The organism is Streptomyces bullii, from assembly GCF_042657145.1.
GTDB classification, from domain to species: Bacteria; Actinomycetota; Actinomycetes; order Streptomycetales; family Streptomycetaceae; genus Streptomyces; species Streptomyces bullii.
Window position 1 is genome coordinate 238,598 of the sequence record NZ_JBHSNY010000013.1, and the last position, 19,290, is coordinate 257,887.

Annotated in this window: 19 protein-coding genes, 1 other RNA gene and 1 pseudogene; 13 read left to right on the forward strand and 8 right to left on the reverse strand. The window is 68.7% G+C overall.

Annotated features, from left to right (window positions below; translation table 11 throughout):
• The first annotated feature begins 347 nt into the window (after positions 1-347).
• The 9 genes and pseudogenes from ltrA to ACFPZJ_RS33290 all read left to right on the forward strand — a co-directional run.
• Positions 348-1,550, forward strand: coding sequence for a group II intron reverse transcriptase/maturase (gene ltrA / locus ACFPZJ_RS33250; protein WP_381029601.1), 1,203 nt, complete (start codon positions 348-350; stop codon positions 1,548-1,550).
• A gap of 479 nt (positions 1,551-2,029) precedes the next feature.
• Positions 2,030-3,055 carry an Lsr2 family protein gene (locus ACFPZJ_RS33255; protein WP_215153550.1) on the forward strand — a complete coding sequence of 342 codons (1,026 nt, stop codon included), beginning with the start codon at positions 2,030-2,032 and terminating at the stop codon, positions 3,053-3,055.
• 53 nt (positions 3,056-3,108) lie between these two features.
• An RNA gene (rnpB, locus tag ACFPZJ_RS33260) (RNase P RNA component class A) lies at positions 3,109-3,510 on the forward strand.
• A gap of 323 nt (positions 3,511-3,833) precedes the next feature.
• The gene (locus ACFPZJ_RS33265; RefSeq protein WP_381029530.1) at positions 3,834-4,016 is read left to right on the forward strand and encodes a hypothetical protein; all 183 of its coding nucleotides are present in this window, start codon (positions 3,834-3,836) and stop codon (positions 4,014-4,016) included.
• Complete coding sequence (locus ACFPZJ_RS33270) at positions 3,992-4,207, forward strand: hypothetical protein (RefSeq protein WP_215153552.1); 216 nt, start codon at positions 3,992-3,994, stop codon at positions 4,205-4,207. Before ACFPZJ_RS33265 ends, ACFPZJ_RS33270 begins: the two co-directional genes overlap by 25 nt.
• A gap of 119 nt (positions 4,208-4,326) precedes the next feature.
• Positions 4,327-6,834 carry a SpoIIE family protein phosphatase gene (locus tag ACFPZJ_RS33275; protein ID WP_308297000.1) on the forward strand — a complete coding sequence of 836 codons (2,508 nt, stop codon included), beginning with the start codon at positions 4,327-4,329 and terminating at the stop codon, positions 6,832-6,834.
• A 622-nt stretch (positions 6,835-7,456) separates the two neighbouring features.
• Complete coding sequence (locus ACFPZJ_RS33280) at positions 7,457-8,332, forward strand: dioxygenase family protein (RefSeq protein WP_215153553.1); 876 nt, start codon at positions 7,457-7,459, stop codon at positions 8,330-8,332.
• 217 nt (positions 8,333-8,549) lie between these two features.
• Positions 8,550-8,714 (forward strand): hypothetical protein, encoded by a 165-nt coding sequence (locus tag ACFPZJ_RS33285; RefSeq protein WP_215153668.1) that lies wholly within the window; start codon positions 8,550-8,552, stop codon positions 8,712-8,714.
• A pseudogene (locus ACFPZJ_RS33290) lies at positions 8,707-8,898 on the forward strand (hypothetical protein); the annotation flags it as partial. The gene ACFPZJ_RS33285 and the pseudogene ACFPZJ_RS33290, both read left to right, overlap by 8 nt.
• Positions 8,899-9,012: 114 nt before the next feature.
• Here ACFPZJ_RS33290 and ACFPZJ_RS33295 read toward each other — a convergent pair.
• The 6 genes from ACFPZJ_RS33295 to ACFPZJ_RS33320 form a co-directional block, all read right to left on the reverse strand.
• The gene (locus tag ACFPZJ_RS33295; protein ID WP_251062042.1) at positions 9,013-9,153 is read right to left on the reverse strand and encodes a hypothetical protein; all 141 of its coding nucleotides are present in this window, start codon (positions 9,151-9,153) and stop codon (positions 9,013-9,015) included.
• A 271-nt stretch (positions 9,154-9,424) separates the two neighbouring features.
• Entirely contained in the window at positions 9,425-9,676 is a 252-nt protein-coding gene (locus tag ACFPZJ_RS33300; RefSeq protein ID WP_381029607.1) for a hypothetical protein, read from the reverse strand.
• Positions 9,677-9,928: 252 nt separating this feature from the next.
• Entirely contained in the window at positions 9,929-10,987 is a 1,059-nt protein-coding gene (locus ACFPZJ_RS33305; RefSeq protein WP_215153555.1) for an LLM class flavin-dependent oxidoreductase, read from the reverse strand.
• A gap of 95 nt (positions 10,988-11,082) precedes the next feature.
• A complete protein-coding gene (locus ACFPZJ_RS33310; RefSeq protein WP_215153556.1) occupies positions 11,083-11,454 on the reverse strand; it encodes a DoxX family protein in 372 nt (123 codons plus the stop codon).
• Positions 11,455-11,569: 115 nt separating this feature from the next.
• Complete coding sequence (locus ACFPZJ_RS33315; RefSeq protein WP_356926874.1) at positions 11,570-12,253, reverse strand: SDR family NAD(P)-dependent oxidoreductase; 684 nt, start codon at positions 12,251-12,253, stop codon at positions 11,570-11,572.
• 43 nt (positions 12,254-12,296) lie between these two features.
• On the reverse strand, positions 12,297-13,241 hold the full coding sequence (locus ACFPZJ_RS33320; protein WP_381029534.1) for an NADP-dependent oxidoreductase: 945 nt from the start codon (positions 13,239-13,241) through the stop codon (positions 12,297-12,299).
• Positions 13,242-13,386: 145 nt separating this feature from the next.
• Here ACFPZJ_RS33320 and ACFPZJ_RS33325 point away from each other — a divergent pair, with 145 nt between their 5' ends.
• From ACFPZJ_RS33325 to ACFPZJ_RS33340, 4 genes are all read left to right on the forward strand, one after another.
• Entirely contained in the window at positions 13,387-14,085 is a 699-nt protein-coding gene (locus ACFPZJ_RS33325) for a TetR/AcrR family transcriptional regulator (RefSeq protein ID WP_381029536.1), read from the forward strand.
• A gap of 413 nt (positions 14,086-14,498) precedes the next feature.
• The gene (locus tag ACFPZJ_RS33330; RefSeq protein WP_381029539.1) at positions 14,499-14,705 is read left to right on the forward strand and encodes a transposase; all 207 of its coding nucleotides are present in this window, start codon (positions 14,499-14,501) and stop codon (positions 14,703-14,705) included.
• A gap of 128 nt (positions 14,706-14,833) precedes the next feature.
• The gene (locus tag ACFPZJ_RS33335; RefSeq protein WP_381029542.1) at positions 14,834-15,754 is read left to right on the forward strand and encodes a hypothetical protein; all 921 of its coding nucleotides are present in this window, start codon (positions 14,834-14,836) and stop codon (positions 15,752-15,754) included.
• Positions 15,675-16,913, forward strand: coding sequence for a Tn3 family transposase (locus ACFPZJ_RS33340; protein WP_381029544.1), 1,239 nt, complete (start codon positions 15,675-15,677; stop codon positions 16,911-16,913). The genes ACFPZJ_RS33335 and ACFPZJ_RS33340 overlap by 80 nt, the downstream gene beginning before the upstream one ends.
• A 136-nt stretch (positions 16,914-17,049) precedes the next feature.
• Here the strand turns inward: ACFPZJ_RS33340 and ACFPZJ_RS33345 are convergent, their stop codons facing one another.
• Positions 17,050-17,682, reverse strand: a complete 633-nt coding sequence (locus tag ACFPZJ_RS33345; protein WP_215153562.1) for an NAD(P)-dependent oxidoreductase — start codon at positions 17,680-17,682, stop codon at positions 17,050-17,052.
• A gap of 5 nt (positions 17,683-17,687) precedes the next feature.
• Positions 17,688-19,238, reverse strand: coding sequence for an MFS transporter (locus ACFPZJ_RS33350; RefSeq protein WP_381029546.1), 1,551 nt, complete (start codon positions 19,236-19,238; stop codon positions 17,688-17,690).
• Positions 19,239-19,290: the final 52 nt, after the last annotated feature.

A 19,290-nucleotide genomic window follows, 5' to 3' on the forward strand; every position in this document is an offset into this window, starting at 1 on the left:
CTCGGCCCCGGGTTTGCGGCCCGGGAAGCGTGACGTGCCTATAACCGGCAGAACCGGGAAATGGCAGGTTGCCGAGAGGCAGTCGGAGGGGGCCGTAGTAGTGGTGATCGGCGGGACAACACAACCCGCTGGGAGCGAAGGGCCTCTGCTTCATCGATGCGGATCGCAAACAGGGAGGGACCCGGATGAGTGCCGTATCGGCTAGATCCATCCGCCGGGAGGAAGGCGTCGCAGGACCGGACCGCCGCCCTCTGGACAAGGTCCGAGCCTTGCAGCGGACGCTCTACCGCTGTGCCAAGCAAGAACCCGAACGCCGGTTTCATGCCCTGTATAGCCATGTCCACCGCATGGACGTTCTTCGGCGGGCATGGGCCGGTGTGTGTGCGAACCGGGGAGCCCCCGGCGTGGACGGTGTGACCGTCGACTCGGTGGCGGCCTCGGGGGTGGATGTGTTCCTCCAGGTCCTGTCGGAGATACTGCGGACGTATACGTATCGTCCGTCGGTGCTGCGGCGGGTCCAGATTCCTAAACCGGGGCGGCCGGGAGAGCTCCGGCCGCTTTCGATTCCCACCGTGGCGGACCGGGTGGTGATGACGGCCGCGAAACTGGTCCTGGAACCGGTCTTCGAGGCCCAGTTCACCGAGGCGAGCTACGGTTTTCGGCCCAAACGGTCGGCGATCGACGCGTGCGAAGCCGTGCGCGTCGCCGCCAACCAACGGCGGGAGTGGGTATTCGAGGCCGATATCCGGGACTGTTTCGGGACGATCGACCATGACGCGCTGATGGCCCAAGTGGCCCGGCACGTGGTGGACCGGCCGATGCTGAAACTGATCCGGGCCTGGCTGCGGATGGGCGTCCTGGAGGGCGGGGTGACCTCTCCGACCGGGGCGGGAACCCCGCAAGGCTCACCGATTTCCCCACTGCTGGCGAACATCGCACTCCATGTCCTCGACGAGGTGTGGCAGGACGAGGGTCGTCGGCTGGGAGTGCTGGTGAGGTACTGCGACGACTTCGTGGTCTTGTCGCCGACCAGGCAACGGGCAGAACAGGCCCGGGAATTGGCGGCGCGGGTGCTCGGACAACTGGGGATGCGACTGCATCCCGAGAAGTCCGGCATCACCTGTCTCACCCGAGGCGGGCAGGGCTTTGATTTCCTCGGATTCCACCACCGGAAAGTCGAGTCGTGGAAATGGCGGGGCAGGTTCTACTTGCAGCGCTGGCCTTCGGCCAGAGCGATTCGGGTGCTGCGGGAGAAGATCCGTGCGGCAACGGGCCGCTCGAAGACTGAGCGGCCGGTGTCCGCTGTGGTCGCCGATCTCAATCCGGTCCTGCGGGGCTGGGGTGCGTATTTCCGCAACGGGAACTCCGGGCGGAAGTTCAACGCGGTCGACGGCTACGTCCATGAGCGGTTGGCGATCCTCAGCAGCCGGAAACACGGCCGAGCGGGCCGGAACTGGGCCACTCGCTACACCTATGGGTGGATCACACGGCTCGGGGTCTATCGCCTCACCGGAAACGTACGCAGGGCGACAGCGCATGCCAGTCGGTGAACGATGTCGGAAAGCCGTGTGCGGGAGAACTGCATGCACGGTTTGAAGCGGCGGGGACTGGAAACGGAGCCGTGAGCCACCGCGCCAGTCCCCGACCCTACTCTTCAGGGTGACGGCTGCCTGGTCTGTGCGGGGTACGTGATCGACGACACCAACTCGCTGTCCACCTGGTTCCCGGAAATCGCGGACGAGCTGGATGCTCCGGGCCTTGACCCGCGCCGACTGCCTACGAGCCAGCACAACATCCCTCGGAAGCAGGCCGCTGAAGCCGACAGCAAGGGCATGTACGCGACCCTGCCCTGGAGGTGCCGTCACGGCCACGGCTGGGAGGCCACCATCCTCACCGCGTCCAGGGCACCGGCTGCGGCAAGTGCTCGACCTCTGGGATATCGAAGGAGCAGGTCCGGCTGGTTGCTGAACTCGCGGGACTCATCGACCTCGCACCTCCGGTGAGCCGGGATCCACGGTTGCCGCACGAGGTGCCCGACTTCGCCTCGCGCCGTCTCATCGTTCCGCCGGAGCATAAGCCTGCCCACTGGCGCTACAAGGACGTCGAGGTCGACGCGGTCTTCCATCTGCCTCACGGTGTTCGCGTAGGCCTCGAGTACGACGGCGTGTTCCATCACTCGGCCAGGCAGCGGGACCGCCGCCAGTACGAGAACGACAAGAGCCGCGCACTGGTTGAAGCAGGGCTCCTGGACCTGCTCGTTCACGTGAGAATCGGTGATCTGCCGGAAATGGCGGCTCCGCACGCTCTGGTCGTGGCCGTGCCTGAACGGGCTGCGGCCTACCAGCAGGCCAGCGCCGTGGCCGCGGCCCTCTCGGCGCGCTTTCCCGAGGCTGTGCCGGGTCTGGACGCATACCTCAACGGCGGCACGGCCCGGCACCAGGCCGCTGCCGATGCTTACATCACCGCGGTATGGGGCGAACTGCATCCTCCGCGCCGAAAGCCGAAGAAAGCGGGCCCGCCGACACCGCGCCGCCTCTCCCCAACGGTCCCGCACGCGGACAGCCTGCTGTCACCTGTCTCCGAGCCCTACCGAAATCGGGAACGCCCAGATGAGATCGTCCGCAACTACCGGTGCCAGTGCGGCAATCCCGAGATCGTCACCGCTGTCCAGTCCCAGGTCACTTCCGGGAACACCCGTAGTTGCGGATGTCTGGCCACACAGGCCAGGCAGAGTCCGCGTCCAGCTGTCTCCAAGACTGAGACGCAGGCCGTCCGAGCCTGGGCTCAGCAGCGGGCAATGGCCATCGGTGGCAGCGGACGGGTCCCGGACCGGGTGACGGCTTCCTTCCGGCTCTACCAAGCCGGGCGCGAGGACCTGCTCGGTCCGGACGGGCTGCTGGATGAGGCACGCGTTCGCGAGTGGGCGGTGCACGCAGGACGTCGGCTGGGTGCGAGGGCCAGGGTGACGGGAGAGCTCTGGCTCGACTACTCCACCCAGGAGCTTGCGGTTGGGACGCAGATCAACGAGACGCCGGATCCGCTCGTCGGTCGCTGATCGAACGAAACCAGGAGCCGCGCCTGGTCGGCTACCATGGTCCACACGGCAGACGAGCCGGGCGGACGGCCGCGTGGAGCCCTCAGGGCCTTCCCGAGGAACGTCCGGACTCCACAGGGCAGGGTGGTGGCTAACGGCCACCCGGGGTGACCCGCGGGACAGTGCCACAGAAAACAGACCGCCCGGCGCTCAGGCGCCGGGTAAGGGTGAAACGGCGGTGTAAGAGACCACCAGTGCCCAGGGTGACCTGGGCAGCTAGGTAAACCCCACCCGGAGCAAGGTCAAAAGGAGCGCTGTAAGAGGTGTTCTGCGCGGACGTTCGAGGGCTGCCCGCCCGAGTCCGCGGGTAGACCGCACGAGGCCAGCGGCAACGTTGGTCCTAGATGGATGGCCGTCTCCCCGGCCGCCGCGAGGCGACCGGGTGACAAAATCCGGCGTACAGCCTGACTCGTCTGCCGCTCTGAATTTCCGCAGTTCAGAGCACTGTTCGGGTCGAATTCGGCCCGCGTATTGTCCGCCCTGTCTAATCCGTGAGCGGATAGACGGGATGAATCGGGTGCCCTCTCGGCCTCCAGCATCGTCCAGCCGAAGCCGCAGGGGACGAGGTTCTCCGCATCAGCGGCACCCGCGGCATGGCCGCCGCGCTGCTCGCGCCCGCCATGTGCATCACTAACCTCTACGGCACCGGACGCGACCGTGTACTCCTGGACAAAGTCGACAAGCTCGCCCCGGCCGCTTCCGTCGGTACTCCCTCGACGACCGCCCGCTCGACGAGTGGATGCGAGAGGAGACCGACGGCTACGGCGCCGACATCAACACCGACGCCCTCGGCCCCGGAGCACCGCACGAGACGTTCCTCGCGGGCATGCGGGCGATGGCCCGGGCATCGCGGTCAACATCGGTGCCCTCGCCGGTGACGTCCCAAACGTGCACCGGATGCTGGACCAGCAGCTGCGGCTGATCGGCTCGGCATGGTGTACCTCCGGGGAGGGGCAGGCGATGGTCGAGATGGTGGCGGCCGGACTGCTCGACCTGAGCCCGCTGGAACACGTCGTCCATCCCCTGGAACGCGTCAACGAGGCCATCAGCGGCACGGCGCGGCGCAACGGCTGGTTCGCCAACCTCATCGTGAGTCCCCTCGCGACCGCGTAGCGGCTCTGCAGAGTCCGGTCGCACAAGGAGCCCGCAGGCCACACACAAACTACTGTGGGTTACATCGGGCTCGCCGCCGCGCTCCTGTGCCGTCAGGGCGCCAGCAAGCTGGAGGCGATGTGTCGGCTCAATCCGCGGAGCGTGCGGGCCATGCCGGGGCGGCGACGCCGACGCGGCTGTCGCTGCTGGCGTCGGCGGCCGCAGGACTCCCCGGCGACCAGGCCGTGCTGCTGGCCCTGCAGCAGGCGACCGCAGGTCTGGGAGGACTCGGCGGCGTGGCACACCGGCGCGACCCCGGATCCGGGACACTGAGGCTCATGGCGGCCAGCGGGCTCGCCCCCGCGGCCACCGAGGTCTGGGCCGGCCTCCCGGAGGACAGCGACTGCGCGCCTGCCCGTGCCGTCCGGGGTGTCGCCGAGGTCTGGCTGACCGGGGACGTCACCGGGATCGGGGCATCAGGTACGGCATCCGTGCCGCTGCCCGGCCCCGACGGGCCGGTGGGCGCGCTGTCGGTGTTCACCGTGGTACCCGCGGCACCGATCCCCGACCAGTGGTCCCTGCTCCGGTCGGTGGCGGCATGGGTCGCCGACCACCTGGACGCACCGGCATCCGACGGCGCCTACGTGCCGCACGAGCCGTTCCTCCGTACGCTGCGCGGCCTGCGCGTCGGCTTCGTGACGGTCGACGACGACTGGCGGATCACCTTCGCCAACGAGGAGGCCGAGCGCTTGCTCGCCACCGGACCGGTACGGCCCGGAACCGTGCTGTGGGACATTCCCGCCACCCGCGTCCGTGGCCTGGAGGCCCAGTGCCGGCGGGCAGCCGCTGAGGGGCGGCCGGTCGGGTTCGACGTGCGCTGGCCGGCCGACCAGCGGGTCTACCACGTCCGGCTCGACCCCGTGCCGGGCAGCGGGCGGGCGGTCTCGTTCCTCGACGTCACCGACCGTCGGCTGCGGCAGGGCGCGGGCTCGGCGGAGGAAAGGGCGAAGGCCGCGCGCACCGCCCGGATGGGCGTGCTGACCGTGGCCCTCGCTGAGGCCGTGACGTCACAAGACGTGGTCCGGGCGGTCGCGGAGCATGTGCTGCCTGCGTTCGGCGCGGACGGACTGGTGGTGGAGGCGCTGGAGGCCGGGCGGGTCAGGGTGGTCGACTCCGTCGGCTACCCGCAGGAGTTCCTCAGCAGGATCGACGGCGTTCCTCTGGCCGCCAACACCGCGGTCACCGAGGCGCTGCGCACCAGAACCCCGGCGTTCGTCGAGTCCCCGGCCGCCTTCATCGAGCTCTATCCGAAACTGAAGAACCTGACCGCGATGTCGCCCATGCAGGCGTGGGCCTTCCTCCCGCTCATCGCCTCGGGTCACGCCGTCGGCTGCTGCGTCGTCTCCTTCGCCCGGCCGCGCTCCTTCGACGAGGAGGAACGCACCCTGCTGACCGCCCTGAGCGGTCTGGTCGCGCAGGCTCTGGAACGGGCCCGCCTGTACGACGTCGAACACACCCGGGCCCAGGGACTCCAGCGCGACCTGTTGCCCAGGACGCTGCCCTCCCTGCCCGCCGCCTCCGCCGCGGCCCGTTACCTTCCCGCGGGGCGCGGCGGGGACGAGGTCGGCGGCGACTGGTACGACGTCATCCCGCTGTCCGCCGACCGCGTGGCCATCGTGATCGGGGACGTCATGGGGCACGGCATCACCGAGGCCGCGACCATGGGCCGGCTCCGCACGGCCGTCCGTACGCTCGCCGACCTGGAGCTGGAGCCGGCCGAACTGCTCGGCCACCTCAACGAAGTCGTCGGCGACCTCGGCTATGACCACTACGCCACCTGCGCGTACGCCGTCTACGACCCGGTCGCTCGCACCTGCTCCTTCTGCCTGGCAGGTCATCCGCCGCCACTCGTGGTGCATCCCGACGGTACGGTGCACAGTCCGGAACTGACCGTCAACGCTCCCCTCGGCGCCGCCGAACCACCCTTCGACGTCCACGAGGTGCACCTGCCCGACGAGAGTCTGCTGGTGTTCTGCACGGACGGTCTCGTCGAGTCCGCCACCCGGGACACGGAGGAAGGCCTCGTCCAGCTGCGCCGGACCCTGGCCGAAGAAGTGAGCCGCACCCCGTACTTCGACGTCGACCCGCCGGACGACGGAGGCGATCTCGACAGGCTGTGCGACCACATCGTCTCGGCCCTGGTACCCGATCGGGAGGGAACCACCGACGACGCCGCACTACTCATCACCCGCATCCGCGGCACCCCCGCCGCCGACGTCGTCTCCTATGACCTGCCCCATGACCCCAGGGCGGCCGGACAGGCCCGAGCCCACGTCCGAGACCGGCTCGGCGTCTGGGAGCTGGACGAACTGGCCATGACCACCGAGCTGTTGGTGAGCGAACTGGTGGGCAACGTGGTCCGGCACGCACAGGGACCCATCTGCCTGCGTCTCCTGCGCAGCCGGTCACTCATCTGCGAGGTGTACGACCACAGCCTCACCACCCCGCGCATCCGGCGCGCCGGGTACACGGACGAGGGGGGTCGAGGCCTCCACCTGGTTGCCGCCCTCTCCCGGCGCTGGGGCACACGCTTCTTCGGAGACGGCAAGTGCATCTGGACTGAGCAGGACCTGCCGCCGGGATCCTGATCAGCCGTATCTCTGATGAACCGCACCAGAAACTGCTGGTCGTCCTCCATGCACGCGGATGTCCCGCTGAGCGGGCGTTGACGCGGCAAGGCTGTGGAGAGGCAGTCCTTCGCCCACGGCCACCCGCGTCCCTCTTGGACACGCCCTTATGAACACGATCTCCCGCATCGCCGTGCTCGGCTGCGGACTCGACTCATGGGTTCTGGCGAGGTCGATCAGTGGGATGGAGGAGGTGTTGCCGACCAGGACGCGTCGGCATCGGTGGGCTCGGTGAGGAGTTTGTCGACGTCGCGGAAGGGGGTCAAATCTGGGCGTTTCATCGGCAACCTGCCTGCCGAACACGCCGGCCTCCTCGCCCGCGTACGGTCCTTGCTCCAGCCCGGCGACGTTTCCCTCCCGGGCGCGGGCGTACTCAACAAGGTGGGGGACGCGGACTCAGCCCCGTGAACGGGACTGTCCAAGACGGTTCTGACGCGTGATTGTCACATCCTGTGACCAGCAGTTACGGGACAAGATTATCGGATAGGCCTTTCCGCTTGATGTAACATCAACTGGAGCACCGTATCCACTTGGGGGACCCGGGCCGTCGCGGCCCGACGCCCACCACCGGCAGGGGACTTTGATGAGTACGTCGGAAAGCACCAGGCTCCAGGTCGTCTTCGACGACCTCCAGTCGACGATCGCGGATCTGATCATCAAGCACGGAGTGACCGAGCAGGAGTTCCAGCGAGCCATCGCATGGGCCCTGGAACTCGCCGAAGCCGGCGAAATGCCCATGACGATCTACCAGTTCTTCATGCATCCGGTACTGGAGGCCAGCCTGGGCGCCGCGTATGCGAATCCGGAGAAGGACGGTGCGAGCCCCTGGGTCGGCAGGGGGCCGGCCTATGTACCCGGGGCGCCGGTCCTGGAACGCCCGTACGCGCTGCCCATGCGCCCCGACGAACCCGGCGAGGCGCTCTTCGTCTTGGGACAGGTGCGCTCCACGAGCGGTGAGCCGATCGCGGGCGCGGAGCTCGACATCTGGATGACCAACGCCAAGGGCGACTACTCGAACTTGACCGCGGAGATGATCCGGCCTCTCGTCATAGACATTGACGAGAGCCTGCCCCCGTTCAACCTGCGCGGAAAGCTGCTCACGGACGACGAGGGTCGCTTCGAGTACCGGACAGTCATGCCCGGCATCGAGGTCATGGGCATCGCCGAGGACGGCCCTCTGGGCAGGCTCATCAAGAAACTGGACCGGGTCGACATCCGCCCGCTGCACATCCACACGATCGTCACCGCCGCCGGCTTCCACACGCTGACCACGCAGTCCTACTTCGAAAGCGACCCGGTCGTCTACAAGACCCTCGAACCCCGCACGACGCCCGAGTCCAGCGTGCACGCCACACAGCTCCATGACGACCCGGCCGACTTCAAGGCGCGCGGCCTGGATGCGCCTTACCACACCGTGACCCACGACTACGTACTGCGCCCAGTGACCCCAGCAGTCTGAGCGAACCGGACCCAGGCGGCTCGGCGGAGCGCGGGGTGCCAGACCGCGCTCCGCCGCAGCCCAGGGGGCTGGCGGCGATGACCTCACGGTGGCGCGGACATCCATCACGCCGGCCGGATGGCGCAACGTCCGTGCGTCAACACCTCCCGTCCACGCCGGACTGGAAGCCATGAAGCTCACAACTCCGTGCTGCACGGAGCGATCAAGGAGGATCTACGTGCCCGATACAGTCGCCGACGAGTTGGCCATCCGTGGCCTTACCGCACGCTTCAATCGCATGGCCGACCAGTTGCGCGGCGCCGATTGCGCCGCAGCCTTCACCGAGAACGGCGTAGGCGGCCGGGCGCCTCGAGGGCGGAGCGGCCATCGCAGCCTTGTTTGACGCCCAGGCCCATGGAGAGCCTGTCGACATTGGCTTCGGAAAGACGGGGCATCTCCTCTCTTTCGTGCATGCCACCACCGACAACGTCATCACCATCGAGGGTGACAAGGCGACCCAGGTGTCGTACATGCTGGTGTTCCGCCAGGTCCCGCGTCAAATGGCACGGGATAGGCTCTATGTCATCACTCAACGCTGGGGTGATCGACTTGTCCGGACGGACGCCGGTTGGTTGTTCGAGCACAGGATCATGAACGTGCTCCAGACGAACGCGAACCCCGACGCCACGGTGCAGAGCTTCTCAGGCTGCCGACGAATCCGTGTCCACCGAAACCGCCGAGTTCAACGTGAGCGCGGCGTGTGTGATGCGGTGTGGGAGCGCGGCCCCGGCGGGAACGCCGCGCAGCCCGTCCGGGTCCAGATAGGTGCGGGCGGCGATCACGCGGACCACCCCGGCTCGCGCTCGAGTCGAGTACGGGGGATCGGCCCTCTCCCGGGGCAGCTGGTAGCGGCTCTCAGCGCTCCGCTGAATTCGAGTGGGTCACGATGCGTCGGCACGACGGTTTCGCGCAACCCGCGGCCAGCTTCGGCATCTCGGCCGGCACCGCGGCCCCGATCCTGCTCAGGACCGGTCGTCAGGTTGCAATGCGAACCGCAGCTCGGCGCGCGTGGCGGGGGCATCGATGTCGCAGCCCTGTCGCTGTCGGACACGCTCAGGTCGAGTTCCGCCCGGGGTCGTAGAGCTCGCCGTGGACGGGGGCGTGGCGGGCGGGCAACTCGTCGTACTCGGCGAGCAGTGCCTCGCTCAGCGCCTCGGCGTCCACAGGAGTCGACGACCCGTCCATCCGGGTCAACAGCACCACGCACTTCGTTGCCTCGACGCGGGCCGCGTCTTCCTTCACTGTGACACGACCGCCGGTGACGACGACCCGGGTCACGCCGACGAACTCTGCTGCACCGGGCATGCCGGTGACCGCTGGTCCGGCGACTGCGCGGATGCTCGATGCCCGGCACCGGAAAACTACGTCAGCGTCCTGCGTGTGCGAGACCCCGCAGAAGGAGTTGAGCGACCGGGTTGTCCTACGTCGACCGGGCGTTGGTCAATCCCTACGCCGCAGCCCTCGTCGAGGCTTTCAGGTCGGTCGTCGTTTTCGAACAGGGTGCGCATGTCGCAAGATCGTGGCCGCCGACGTCCGTGACGCCGGTTCAGCTGTTCGTCAGGCTGCGGCAGGTCCGGCCGGCGGCGCGAGTTCCCTGCGGATTACGGGGGCGATCTCGGTGGCGAGAAGCTCGATCGAGTCGTGGACCATCCCGGCGGGCATACCGCCGAAGTCGACCTGGCCGATGTAGCGGTCGATGCCGAGCACGTCGCGTTCGGCGAGGATCTTGTCGATGATCTCCTGGGGACTGCCGACCATCAGCGCGCCGAACGGTACCGCCGCGGCGTCGAACGCGGCGCGTCCGATGTGAAAGCCGCGTCCAGTGGGCGGCTTGGGGCGGACGTATTCCTTGTAGAAGGGGAAGACGTCGTCGCGTGCGCCCTGGGAGGTGCGGCCGACGTAGAAGTGGCCGGATCTGCCGAGCCGCAGCCGGTCGGCGGGGTGACCGGCTGCTGTGCCGACCGCGCGGTAGTGCTCGACGAGGGGGCGGGCACGTCGGATGTCCCCGCCGATGAGGCCGAGCGCCATGGGCAGGCCGAGGCGTCCGGCGCGTTCCACGCTGGAGGGGGTGCCGCCCACGCCGAGCCACAGCGGCAACTGCGCCTGCTGGGGCGGGGGCTGGACGGACAGGCCGTCCATGGCCGGGCGGAACCGCCCGCGCCAAGTGACGTGTTCGGGGTTCTCACGGATGGCGAGCAGCAGCCGCAGCTTCTCCGCGAACACGTCGTCGTAGTCCTCGAGGTCCACCCCGAACAAGCGGAACGCCTCGACGAACGCGCTGCGCCCGGCGATGATCTCGGTGCGGCCGTCGCTGATCAGGTCGAGGGAGGCGAAGTCCTGGTGCAGCCGGACCGGATCGGCGGTGGAGAGCACCGACACGGCACTGGCCAGCCGGATACGGCTGGTGGCCTGGGCGATCGCGGCCAGCGGGACGGCGGGGTTGGCGACAGCGAAGTCCCAGCTGTGGTGCTCGCCGAGACCGAAGACGTCCAGGCCGGCCTGGTCGGCGGCGATGGCGTAGGAGACGATCTCGCGGGTGCGGCGCCCCGGGTCGTGCAGTTTTCCTGTGGCGGGGTCGGTCTGCAGGTCGGACAGGGAGATGATGCCCAGTTCCACGGTCGTCTCCGATAGGGGGACAGGGGTTGAGAGGGAGCGGCCCGACCGGCGTGGTCGCGGACCGGGCCGCTGTGAAGGGGCGGGGGACCGGGTGGTCAGAAGGAGTAAGGCCCGAACCGGCCCCACATGATGACCGCGGCGACGATGAGCAGGATCGCGTTGAACCCGATGGCCTGCGGCTCCTTGCGGCGGGCGTGGACGCCCATGGCCAGGACCATGATCACAGCCAGGCCGGTGGCGGCCAGCGGGGTGAGCGTGGTGGCGATGTCGAAAGCACCCGGCAGGATCAGCCCGAGGCCGCCGGCGAGTTCGGCGACGCCGATCAGACGCACCACGGGTGTCGAGACGTCACTGACCCACGGCAGCTGGGACATGAGCTTTTCCCGGGGCTGGGTGGCCTTGAGGACGCCCGCGGCCACGAACATCGCGGCGAGGACGCCCTGCAGGATCCACAGGAACACGTTCATCGGAGCGGAAACCTTCTTCTTCGGTCGCGCCGCGGCGGGGAACGCCGCGGCGGATGAGGAGTGAGCGGATGAGGAGTGAGCGGGTCAGGCTTCAACGGGGGAGAGCCGGGAGGCGTCAGGCGGTGAAGACGCGCTCGGCTTCGTCGCGCTGGGTGTGCAGGTCCCAGTAGAGAGGGGCGATGTCCTCGGCCTCGGCGGTCGGGATTTCGGGAGGGCCGCCCGCGCCGATCCACACGCCGATGGCGACGTGCGCGGCCTGGATACCGGTACCGGCCAGCTCCTTGTGCAGGTTGAGCGCCCAGTTGCGCAGCGCCGCCTGGGCGGGGTTGACGTTGCCGAGCATCGGGATGGGGTCGACCGAGCCGGCGCCGTTGGTGAAGAGCAGGGTGCCCGCGCCGGCCTCACGCATCGCGGGCAGGACGGCCTGGGTGGCGGTGATGGCGCTGTGGAGCAGGAAGTCGATCCATCCCTGCACATCGGAGGGGCTGGTCTGGGACGGGGAGGTGAGGGTCATGGAGCTTATGGAGCCGTTGCCCGGAGAGGGGGAGTGCTCCAGGACGTCGATGCCGCCGAAGCGGGTGGCGGCGTCCTTGAGGGCCTGGGTCAGCGCGTCGTGATCGAGCACGTCCGCCGGGAACGCCGCGGCGGTGATGCCCTCGGCGGTGAGCCGGCCGACGAGGTCGTCGAGCTTGGCGCGATTGCGGGCGATGAGAGCGACGTCGTAGCCGCGCGAGCCGAAGGTGCGGGCGATGGCGAGGCCCATGCCGGGGCCGGCTCCGACGATGGCGATGCTGGGCATGGTGAAGTCCTTTCGGGGGGAAAGTGTCTGGGATACGGACTGGTCAGGCGACGGTGATCGCGATCTTGCCGACGGTGCCGGCGCCGAACGCGGCGAACGCCTCGGGGGCCCGCTCCAGGTCGAACTCAGCGTTCACCGACACCTTGAGGGAGCCGGAGGCGACTTGCCCGGCGAGAGTGGACAGGGTGTCGGCGGTCGGGTTGGACCGGAGCACGGCGGTCTGCAGCTTGCGGTCCTCCGAGGCCTCGGGGACTGGGGCGAGGGTGAGGGCGGAGGCGACGGCGCCGCCGTCGCGGGTGAGCGCGGTCAGCTCGGCCAGGTCGCCGGCGAGGTGCAGCACCGCGTCCACGCCGTCAGGGGCGATCGCCCGGACCTGCGCGGTCACGTCCTGGGTGTAGTCGATGACGGTCACCTCGGCGTCGGTCAGCGCCGAGACGAAGCCGCTCTCGGAACCCGACTTGGCCGTGGCGATCACCCTCGCGCCCCGGGCCGCAGCCAGCTGTACGGCGATGGCACCCACGCCGCCGGTGGCACCGGAGATCAGCACCGTCCTGCCCTCCAGCGGGCCGAGCAGGGCGAGACCGTCGAAGGCGGCGGTGCCCGCCAGCCCGAGCGCGCCGGCGTCACGCACCAAGACCCCGTCGGGCCGGTGGGTGATGCCGATGGCAGCGGGAACGGCGACGTACTGCGCCATCGAACCGGCACCCAGGTACGCCTTGGCGTCCACGCCGAACACGGCGTCGCCGACCGCGAAACCCTCGACACCCTCACCGACCGCCTCGACGGTGCCGGCGAAGTCCTTGCCGAGGATCAGCGGGAAACGGTGCTCCATCATGCCCCGCAGGTATCCGGCCATCGTGCCCAGGTCGAACCCGTTCACCGAGGACGCGGCCACCTTCACCAGCACCTCACCGGCCTCCGGGCGGGGCACCTCCACCTCGGTCACGTCCGGGCTGCCGGGGACCTGCGCCAATGTCACAGCGCGCACTGATCATCAACTCCTTGACATGGGTATCGCCCGATTCGGAAAGGGCTATCTGATTCGTGATCCGGAGTGGCCTGTCCGCTTCCGCCCGGTACCCACGATAGCACTGAAAGTGGACTGGGCATTCCGATTCGGTAGACTGAGTGTCATGAACCTTGGCGCCCGCTCCAGCGATGACCCCGCCGCACAGCCTCTCCGCAGCGACGCCGAGCGCAACCGCGCGCGGATCGTCGCCGCCGCGCGCACGGTGTTCAGGCGTGACGGCCTGAATGCCTCCATGGCTTCCGTGGCCCGCGAGGCGGGGGTGGGCATCGCCACTCTGTTCCGCCGGTTCCCGACAAAGGAGGAACTGGTCGCCGCGGTCTTCGCCGACCGTATGGACGCCTACGTCGACGCGGTCGGCGTCGCCCTCGACGACCCCGATCCCTGGCGCGGTCTCGCGGGGTTCATCGAAACCGCCTGCGCGATGCAGGCCGCCGATTACGGCTTCGCCGACGTGCTGACCATGGCCTTCCCCACGGCCAAGGCTCTGGAGCAGCGCCGAGACCAGGCGTACGAGGGCGTTGTCCAGCTCATCGGCCGCGCCAAGGCCGCAGGACGTCTGCGTGAGGACTTCAGCCCCGAGGACCTGGTGCTGGTGCACATGGTCACTGCCGGCGTCGTCAACGCCACCGGCGACTCCGCTCCCGACGCCTGGAAACGCGTCGTCGCCCTGATGCTCCAGTCCTTCGAGGCTCCCGCCCGCGGTCCCCTGCCCGACTCGCCCGAGCCCCGCGCCCTCTATAAAGCCATGCTCCGTGCCGGTCAGGCGTGCTCTACCTCGCCGGAACCCGGGAGGAAGGACTGATAGGTCACGTGCGCCCGGATGCGCATCAGCGGCTCGGCCCGGTGGCCGGCACCGTCGGTCCGAGGCGCCGAGGCCGACAGCCAACGCATCTATCAAGCTCACGGGATGACTGGCAGCGCAGGTACGACTGATCTTCCGGGAGGGTGATGACGCCGCCCGCCGGCCTCGCGCTGCTCGGTTACCGCTTGAGCTGAGCCAGCAGCTGTCTTGCTCTGATGTCAGGGCCTCTCGCTGGGGTACTGCAGCATCGCCTGCTCGGGAGCACGGGCCGTGACGATACGGCTGGATCGGCTCCCCTCGCTACGAGGAAAGGGGAGCCAGGCATGGAGAACAACAGTCAGACCGACACGGCCTCACTGGTGGCGATGCTCATTGCGCGTGCCGCCGTGAACTGAGGCTGATCCTGGAAACGCATGTACGCGGCGGTGGCCGCGGAGCTCGGGATCACCGGGGAGACGCTGCGCACGTGGGTCCGCAAGGACAACACCGGTCAACAGGCGCCGGTCACGCGAAATGGCAGCGGGCCAGAGAGCCCAACCGAAGAGCTGGCCCAGCTACGGGACGAGAACGCCCGGATGCTCAGGGGCGAGAAGGAGTCATTACAGTGCGGGGCAGAGTAAGCCGCTGCGGGCACGGACCGTGCGCTGAGTGCCCTGGCGCTTCTCTTCCACTTCCGTACAGGTCATTCGTACATGCGTGGGTGCCTCTTTGTCGGGGGCGGGGCGCACCCGTAGGGGGAGTTCTGGAGGTGCGCCCTTGGGGCTACGACAGCGGCTGCCGACGGCAGGTCCCCGGGAAGGAGGGCATCCTCTTCAAGTTGGCGACGACCGCGGTCGACAAGCCCAACGAGATTGGGCGCCGGGCTCTGTTCCCGGTGGTCGGGGAGAAGACGCTGCGCGAGCTGGTGGCTGAGGCGAAGGCGAACGAGAAGGTCTTCAAGGCCAAGGTCCGCACCACCCTGCGCTCCTCGTACAGCTCGTACTACCGGCAGATGCTGCCTCCGCTGCTGAACACGCTGGGCTTCAGGTGCAACAACACCGCCTACCGGCCGGTGATGGACGCGATGAAGCTACTGAAGAAATACGCCGATGTCGACGGCAAGACCCGCTTCTACGACGCCGGCGACGAAGTGCCCATGGACGGCGTGGTGCGCAAGGACTGGCGCGAGGCGGTCGTTGACGACAAGGGCAAGGTCGAGCGCATCCCCTATGAGCTGTGCGTTCTGGTCGCGCTGCGGGACGCCGTACGGCGCCGCGAGATCCACGTCGAGGGCGCCGCGCGCCGGCGTAACCCGGAGGACGACCTGCCCGGCGACTTCGAGGCCACCCGTGCCGTGCACCACGCCGCGATCCGGCAGCCGCTGAACCCGAGGGCGTTCATCGCGGACCTGAAGAAGCGCATGGCCGCGGGCCTGGACGAGCTGTCCCGCGCGCTCGCGGACGGCTCGGCAGGCGGGGTGAAGGTCACCACCCGCAAGGGCGAGCCGTGGATCACGGTTCCGAATCTGGAGCCGCTGGCCGAGCCCACCGGCCTGGCGGCCCTCAAAAGAGGAGGTCGCACGCCGCTGGGGCGTCCTCGACCTCCTGGACGTGCTGAAGAACGCCGACTTTCTGACCGGCTTCACCGAGGACTTCTCCTCAGTGGCCGCGTACGAGCGCATCGAGCGTGACGTCCTCCAGCGCCGTCTGCTGCTGGCCCTCTTCGCTCTGGGCACGAACACGGGTGTCCGGGCGATCGTGGCGACCGGCGAGCACGGCGAGAGCGAGGCTGCGCTGCGGCACGTGCGCCGGCACTTCATCACCGTCGACAATCTCCGGGCCGCCGTCACCAGGCTGGTGAACGCCACCTTCGCCGCCCGCGACACCGCATGGTGGGGCGGCGGCACCGCGTGCGCGTCGGACTCGAAGAAGTTCGGGTCCTGGTCCTCGAACTTCATGACCGAGTACCACGCCCGCTACGGCGGCAACGGCGTGATGATCTACTGGCACGTCGAGCGGAAGAACGTCTGCATCTACTCCCAGCTCAAGAGCTGCTCGTCGTCCGAGGTGGCGGCAATGATCGGGTGCTTGCTGCGGCACTGCAGCGACGCCGAGATCGAGTCGAACTACGTCGACCCCCACGGCGCCTCGGTCGGCGGGTTCGCCTTCACCGAACTGCTGAACTACCGCCTACTGCCGGGGCTGAAGAACATCGGCAGCATCCGCCTGTACCGCCCGGACGACACCCCGCCCGGCTGGCCGGCGCTCGGCGCCTCGCTGACGAGGCCGATCCGCTGGGAGCTGATCGAGCAGCAGTACGACCAGATGGTGAAGTACGCGACTGCGCTCCGGCTCGGAACGGCGGAGGCGGAGCAGGTGCTGCGGCGCTTCACCCGGGGTGGCCCCAAGCACCCCACCTACCAGGCACTCGAAGAACTCGGCCGGGCCGTGCGCACGATCTTTGCCTGCGACTATCTGGCCAGTCCCGGCCTGCGCCGCGAGATCCACGGCGGGCTCCAGGTTGTGGAGAACTGGAACAGCGCGAACACCGTGCGTCACTACGGCAAGGACGGCGCCCTGACCGGCCCGACAAAGAGCACGCCGAGACGTCGATGCTCGCCCGGCACCTGCTCCAGTCCGCGCTCGTGCACGTCAACACCCTGCTGGTGCAGCAGGTCCTGGCCCTGGGCATCGAAGCTGAGCGACGAGGACCGGCGCGGTCTGACCGCGCTGTTCTGGTCGAACGTCAACCCGTACGGCACGTTCCGCCTGGACATGGACAAGCGCCTCGATCTGAGGTCGGCCATCGCCGCGCCCCGCCCTCGCACACCGACGCATCAGGCCGCCTGATCAACCTCGAAGTCACGCTGAGGGACTTCCAGGGCCCGGCCGACTTGGGAACCATCGGCGAGCCACCCCCGGCTGATCGGAATGTCCGGGAGTGGCCAGGCGGCAGCCGCGTTCTGTTGCATGGCCGACGGTGTGCCTACTTGTCGGTGATGAACGGTGCGCGGCCGATCTGGGAGGAGTCGGTGAGCTGCTGGAGGAAGTACGCGGCGGCGTTGGCCCGAGAGAGGCGCAGTCCTCCCTTGTCGCCGACCTTGCGGACGTTGATGGAGGTGGTCTTCGGGCCGTTGGAGAGCCAGGGGATACGGACGATGGTCCACTTCAGTCCGGACTCGCGCACGATGTGGCCGATGGTCACGATGGTGTTGTACGCGTCCGGCGCGAACTTCTTGACGGCGGTGGCTGTGAGGCCGACCTTGAACTCCTTGCTGTCGGCCGGGTCGGGGATGCTGGGCGTGCCCAGCGCCACCAGCCGCTCGACGCCGTGTTCGTGCATGGCCGCGACGATGTGGCGGTAGCCGGTGACCAGCGGCGGGGCGTCGGCCTTTTTGGTGGTCGGGCCGAGCGTGCTGAGGACGGCGTCGCTGCCGCGTACCGCCTCGGCGATGGCTGCGGCGTCGTCGAGCTGTCCCTGGACGGCGGTGAGCCGCTCGTGCGTGGGCAGTTTCGAGGGGGTGCGGGCGTAGGCGGTGACCTCGTGGTCCTCGGCCAGGGCCTGGTTGATCAGGAGCAGGCCGGTGGGGCCGGTTCCGCCAAAGACGGTGACGCGCATGGGGTTCATTCCTTCACAGCGTGGAGAGGGTGGTTCGGAGGATCGGTGGTGTTGACCGCGTGACGTGCCAGTGCGGCGGTGCCGCCCGGGACCGCGGACGGCGTCGCGGACTCGGATGCCGTATCCGCCGTGGCGGTGGCGCGCCGGTGGCGCGGGATGAAGGAGGCCAGGGCGAAGGCGAGGAGGCCGGCGCCGACGCCGACGGCCATGACTGTCTTGAAGCCGTTCTCCGACGGCAGGGCGACGGAGCCGAAGTTCGTGGTCATCTGGGAGAGGATCACGGCGGCGACGGCACTGGCGAACGACGTACCGATGGCACGCATGAGGGTGTTGAGGCTGTTCGCGGCACCCGTCTCGGATGCGGGCACGGCTCCCATGACCAGAGCCGGCAGGGCGCCGAAGGTGAAGCCGACGCCGGCGCCGATGATGCAGGACACCAGCACGAAGTGCCAGACCGCGTTCATGAGCACAATGTTCAGCCCGTAGCCTGCGGCCACGATCAGAGCGCCGATCATCAGGGTCGTCTTCGGGCCCCTGGCCCTGGTGACGCGGCCGGACACTGGAGCCGTGGCCATCATCACCAGGCCCATCGGCGCCATGACCAGGCCCGCGGTGAGCAGCGACTTGCCCAGACCGTAACCGGTCGCCGCGGGCAGCTGCAGGAACTGCGGCACGATCAGTATCGTCATGTACAGGCTGAACCCGACGGCGATCGAGGCGACGTTGGTGAACAGCACCTGGCGACGTGCGCTGGTGCGCAGGTCCACCAGCGGCTCCTTGACGCGCAGCTCGAACAGACCCCACAACAGCAGCACCACGACGGCCGCGGCGAACAGGCCGAGGGTGGTGCCGCTGGTCCAGCCCCAGCCGGCACCCTTGGAGACGGCGAGGAGCAGGCAGACCAGGCCGGCCGCCATGCCGATGGCTCCGACGAGGTCGAAGCGTCCGCCGGAACGCACCTTCGACTCCGGTACGAACACCAGCACCAGGGCGGCGGCGAGGGCGCCTGCGGCGCCCGAGGCCCAGAACAGCGTGTGCCAGTCGAAGTTGTCCGCGATGGCCGCGGCGGCGGGCAGACCGAGGGCACCCCCCACGCCTTGAGATGCGCTCATCAACGCGGTGGCGGAGCCGAGTCGCTCCGGGGGCAGTTCGTCGCGCATGATGCTGATGCCGAGCGGGACGACGCCGGCGGCCAGCCCCTGCAGCGCCCGGCCGACGACCAGCGGGACCAGTGTGTCGCTGAAGGCGGCGGTGACCGAGCCCGCCACCAGCAGGACCAGGCTGACCAGGAGCATGCGGCGTTTGCCGATCATGTCTCCCAGTCGACCCGTCACAGGGGTGGCCACGGCGGCCGCCAGCAGCGTGGCGGTGATGGCCCAGGAACTGTTCGACGGCGAGGCTCCCAGGAGCTTCGGAAGGTCCGGGACGATCGGGATCACCAGGGACTGCATCAGCGAGAACACGATCCCGCCGAAGGCCAGGGCCGCCACGACGGCATTGGCCCTCGGCGCTGTGCCCCTCTCATCGTCACCGGTCCGGGGAGAGGCGTGGGACATGGTCGGGCCTCCGTGAGTACAAGAGGTGGTTAGGCGATAGGGGGTGGTGCGA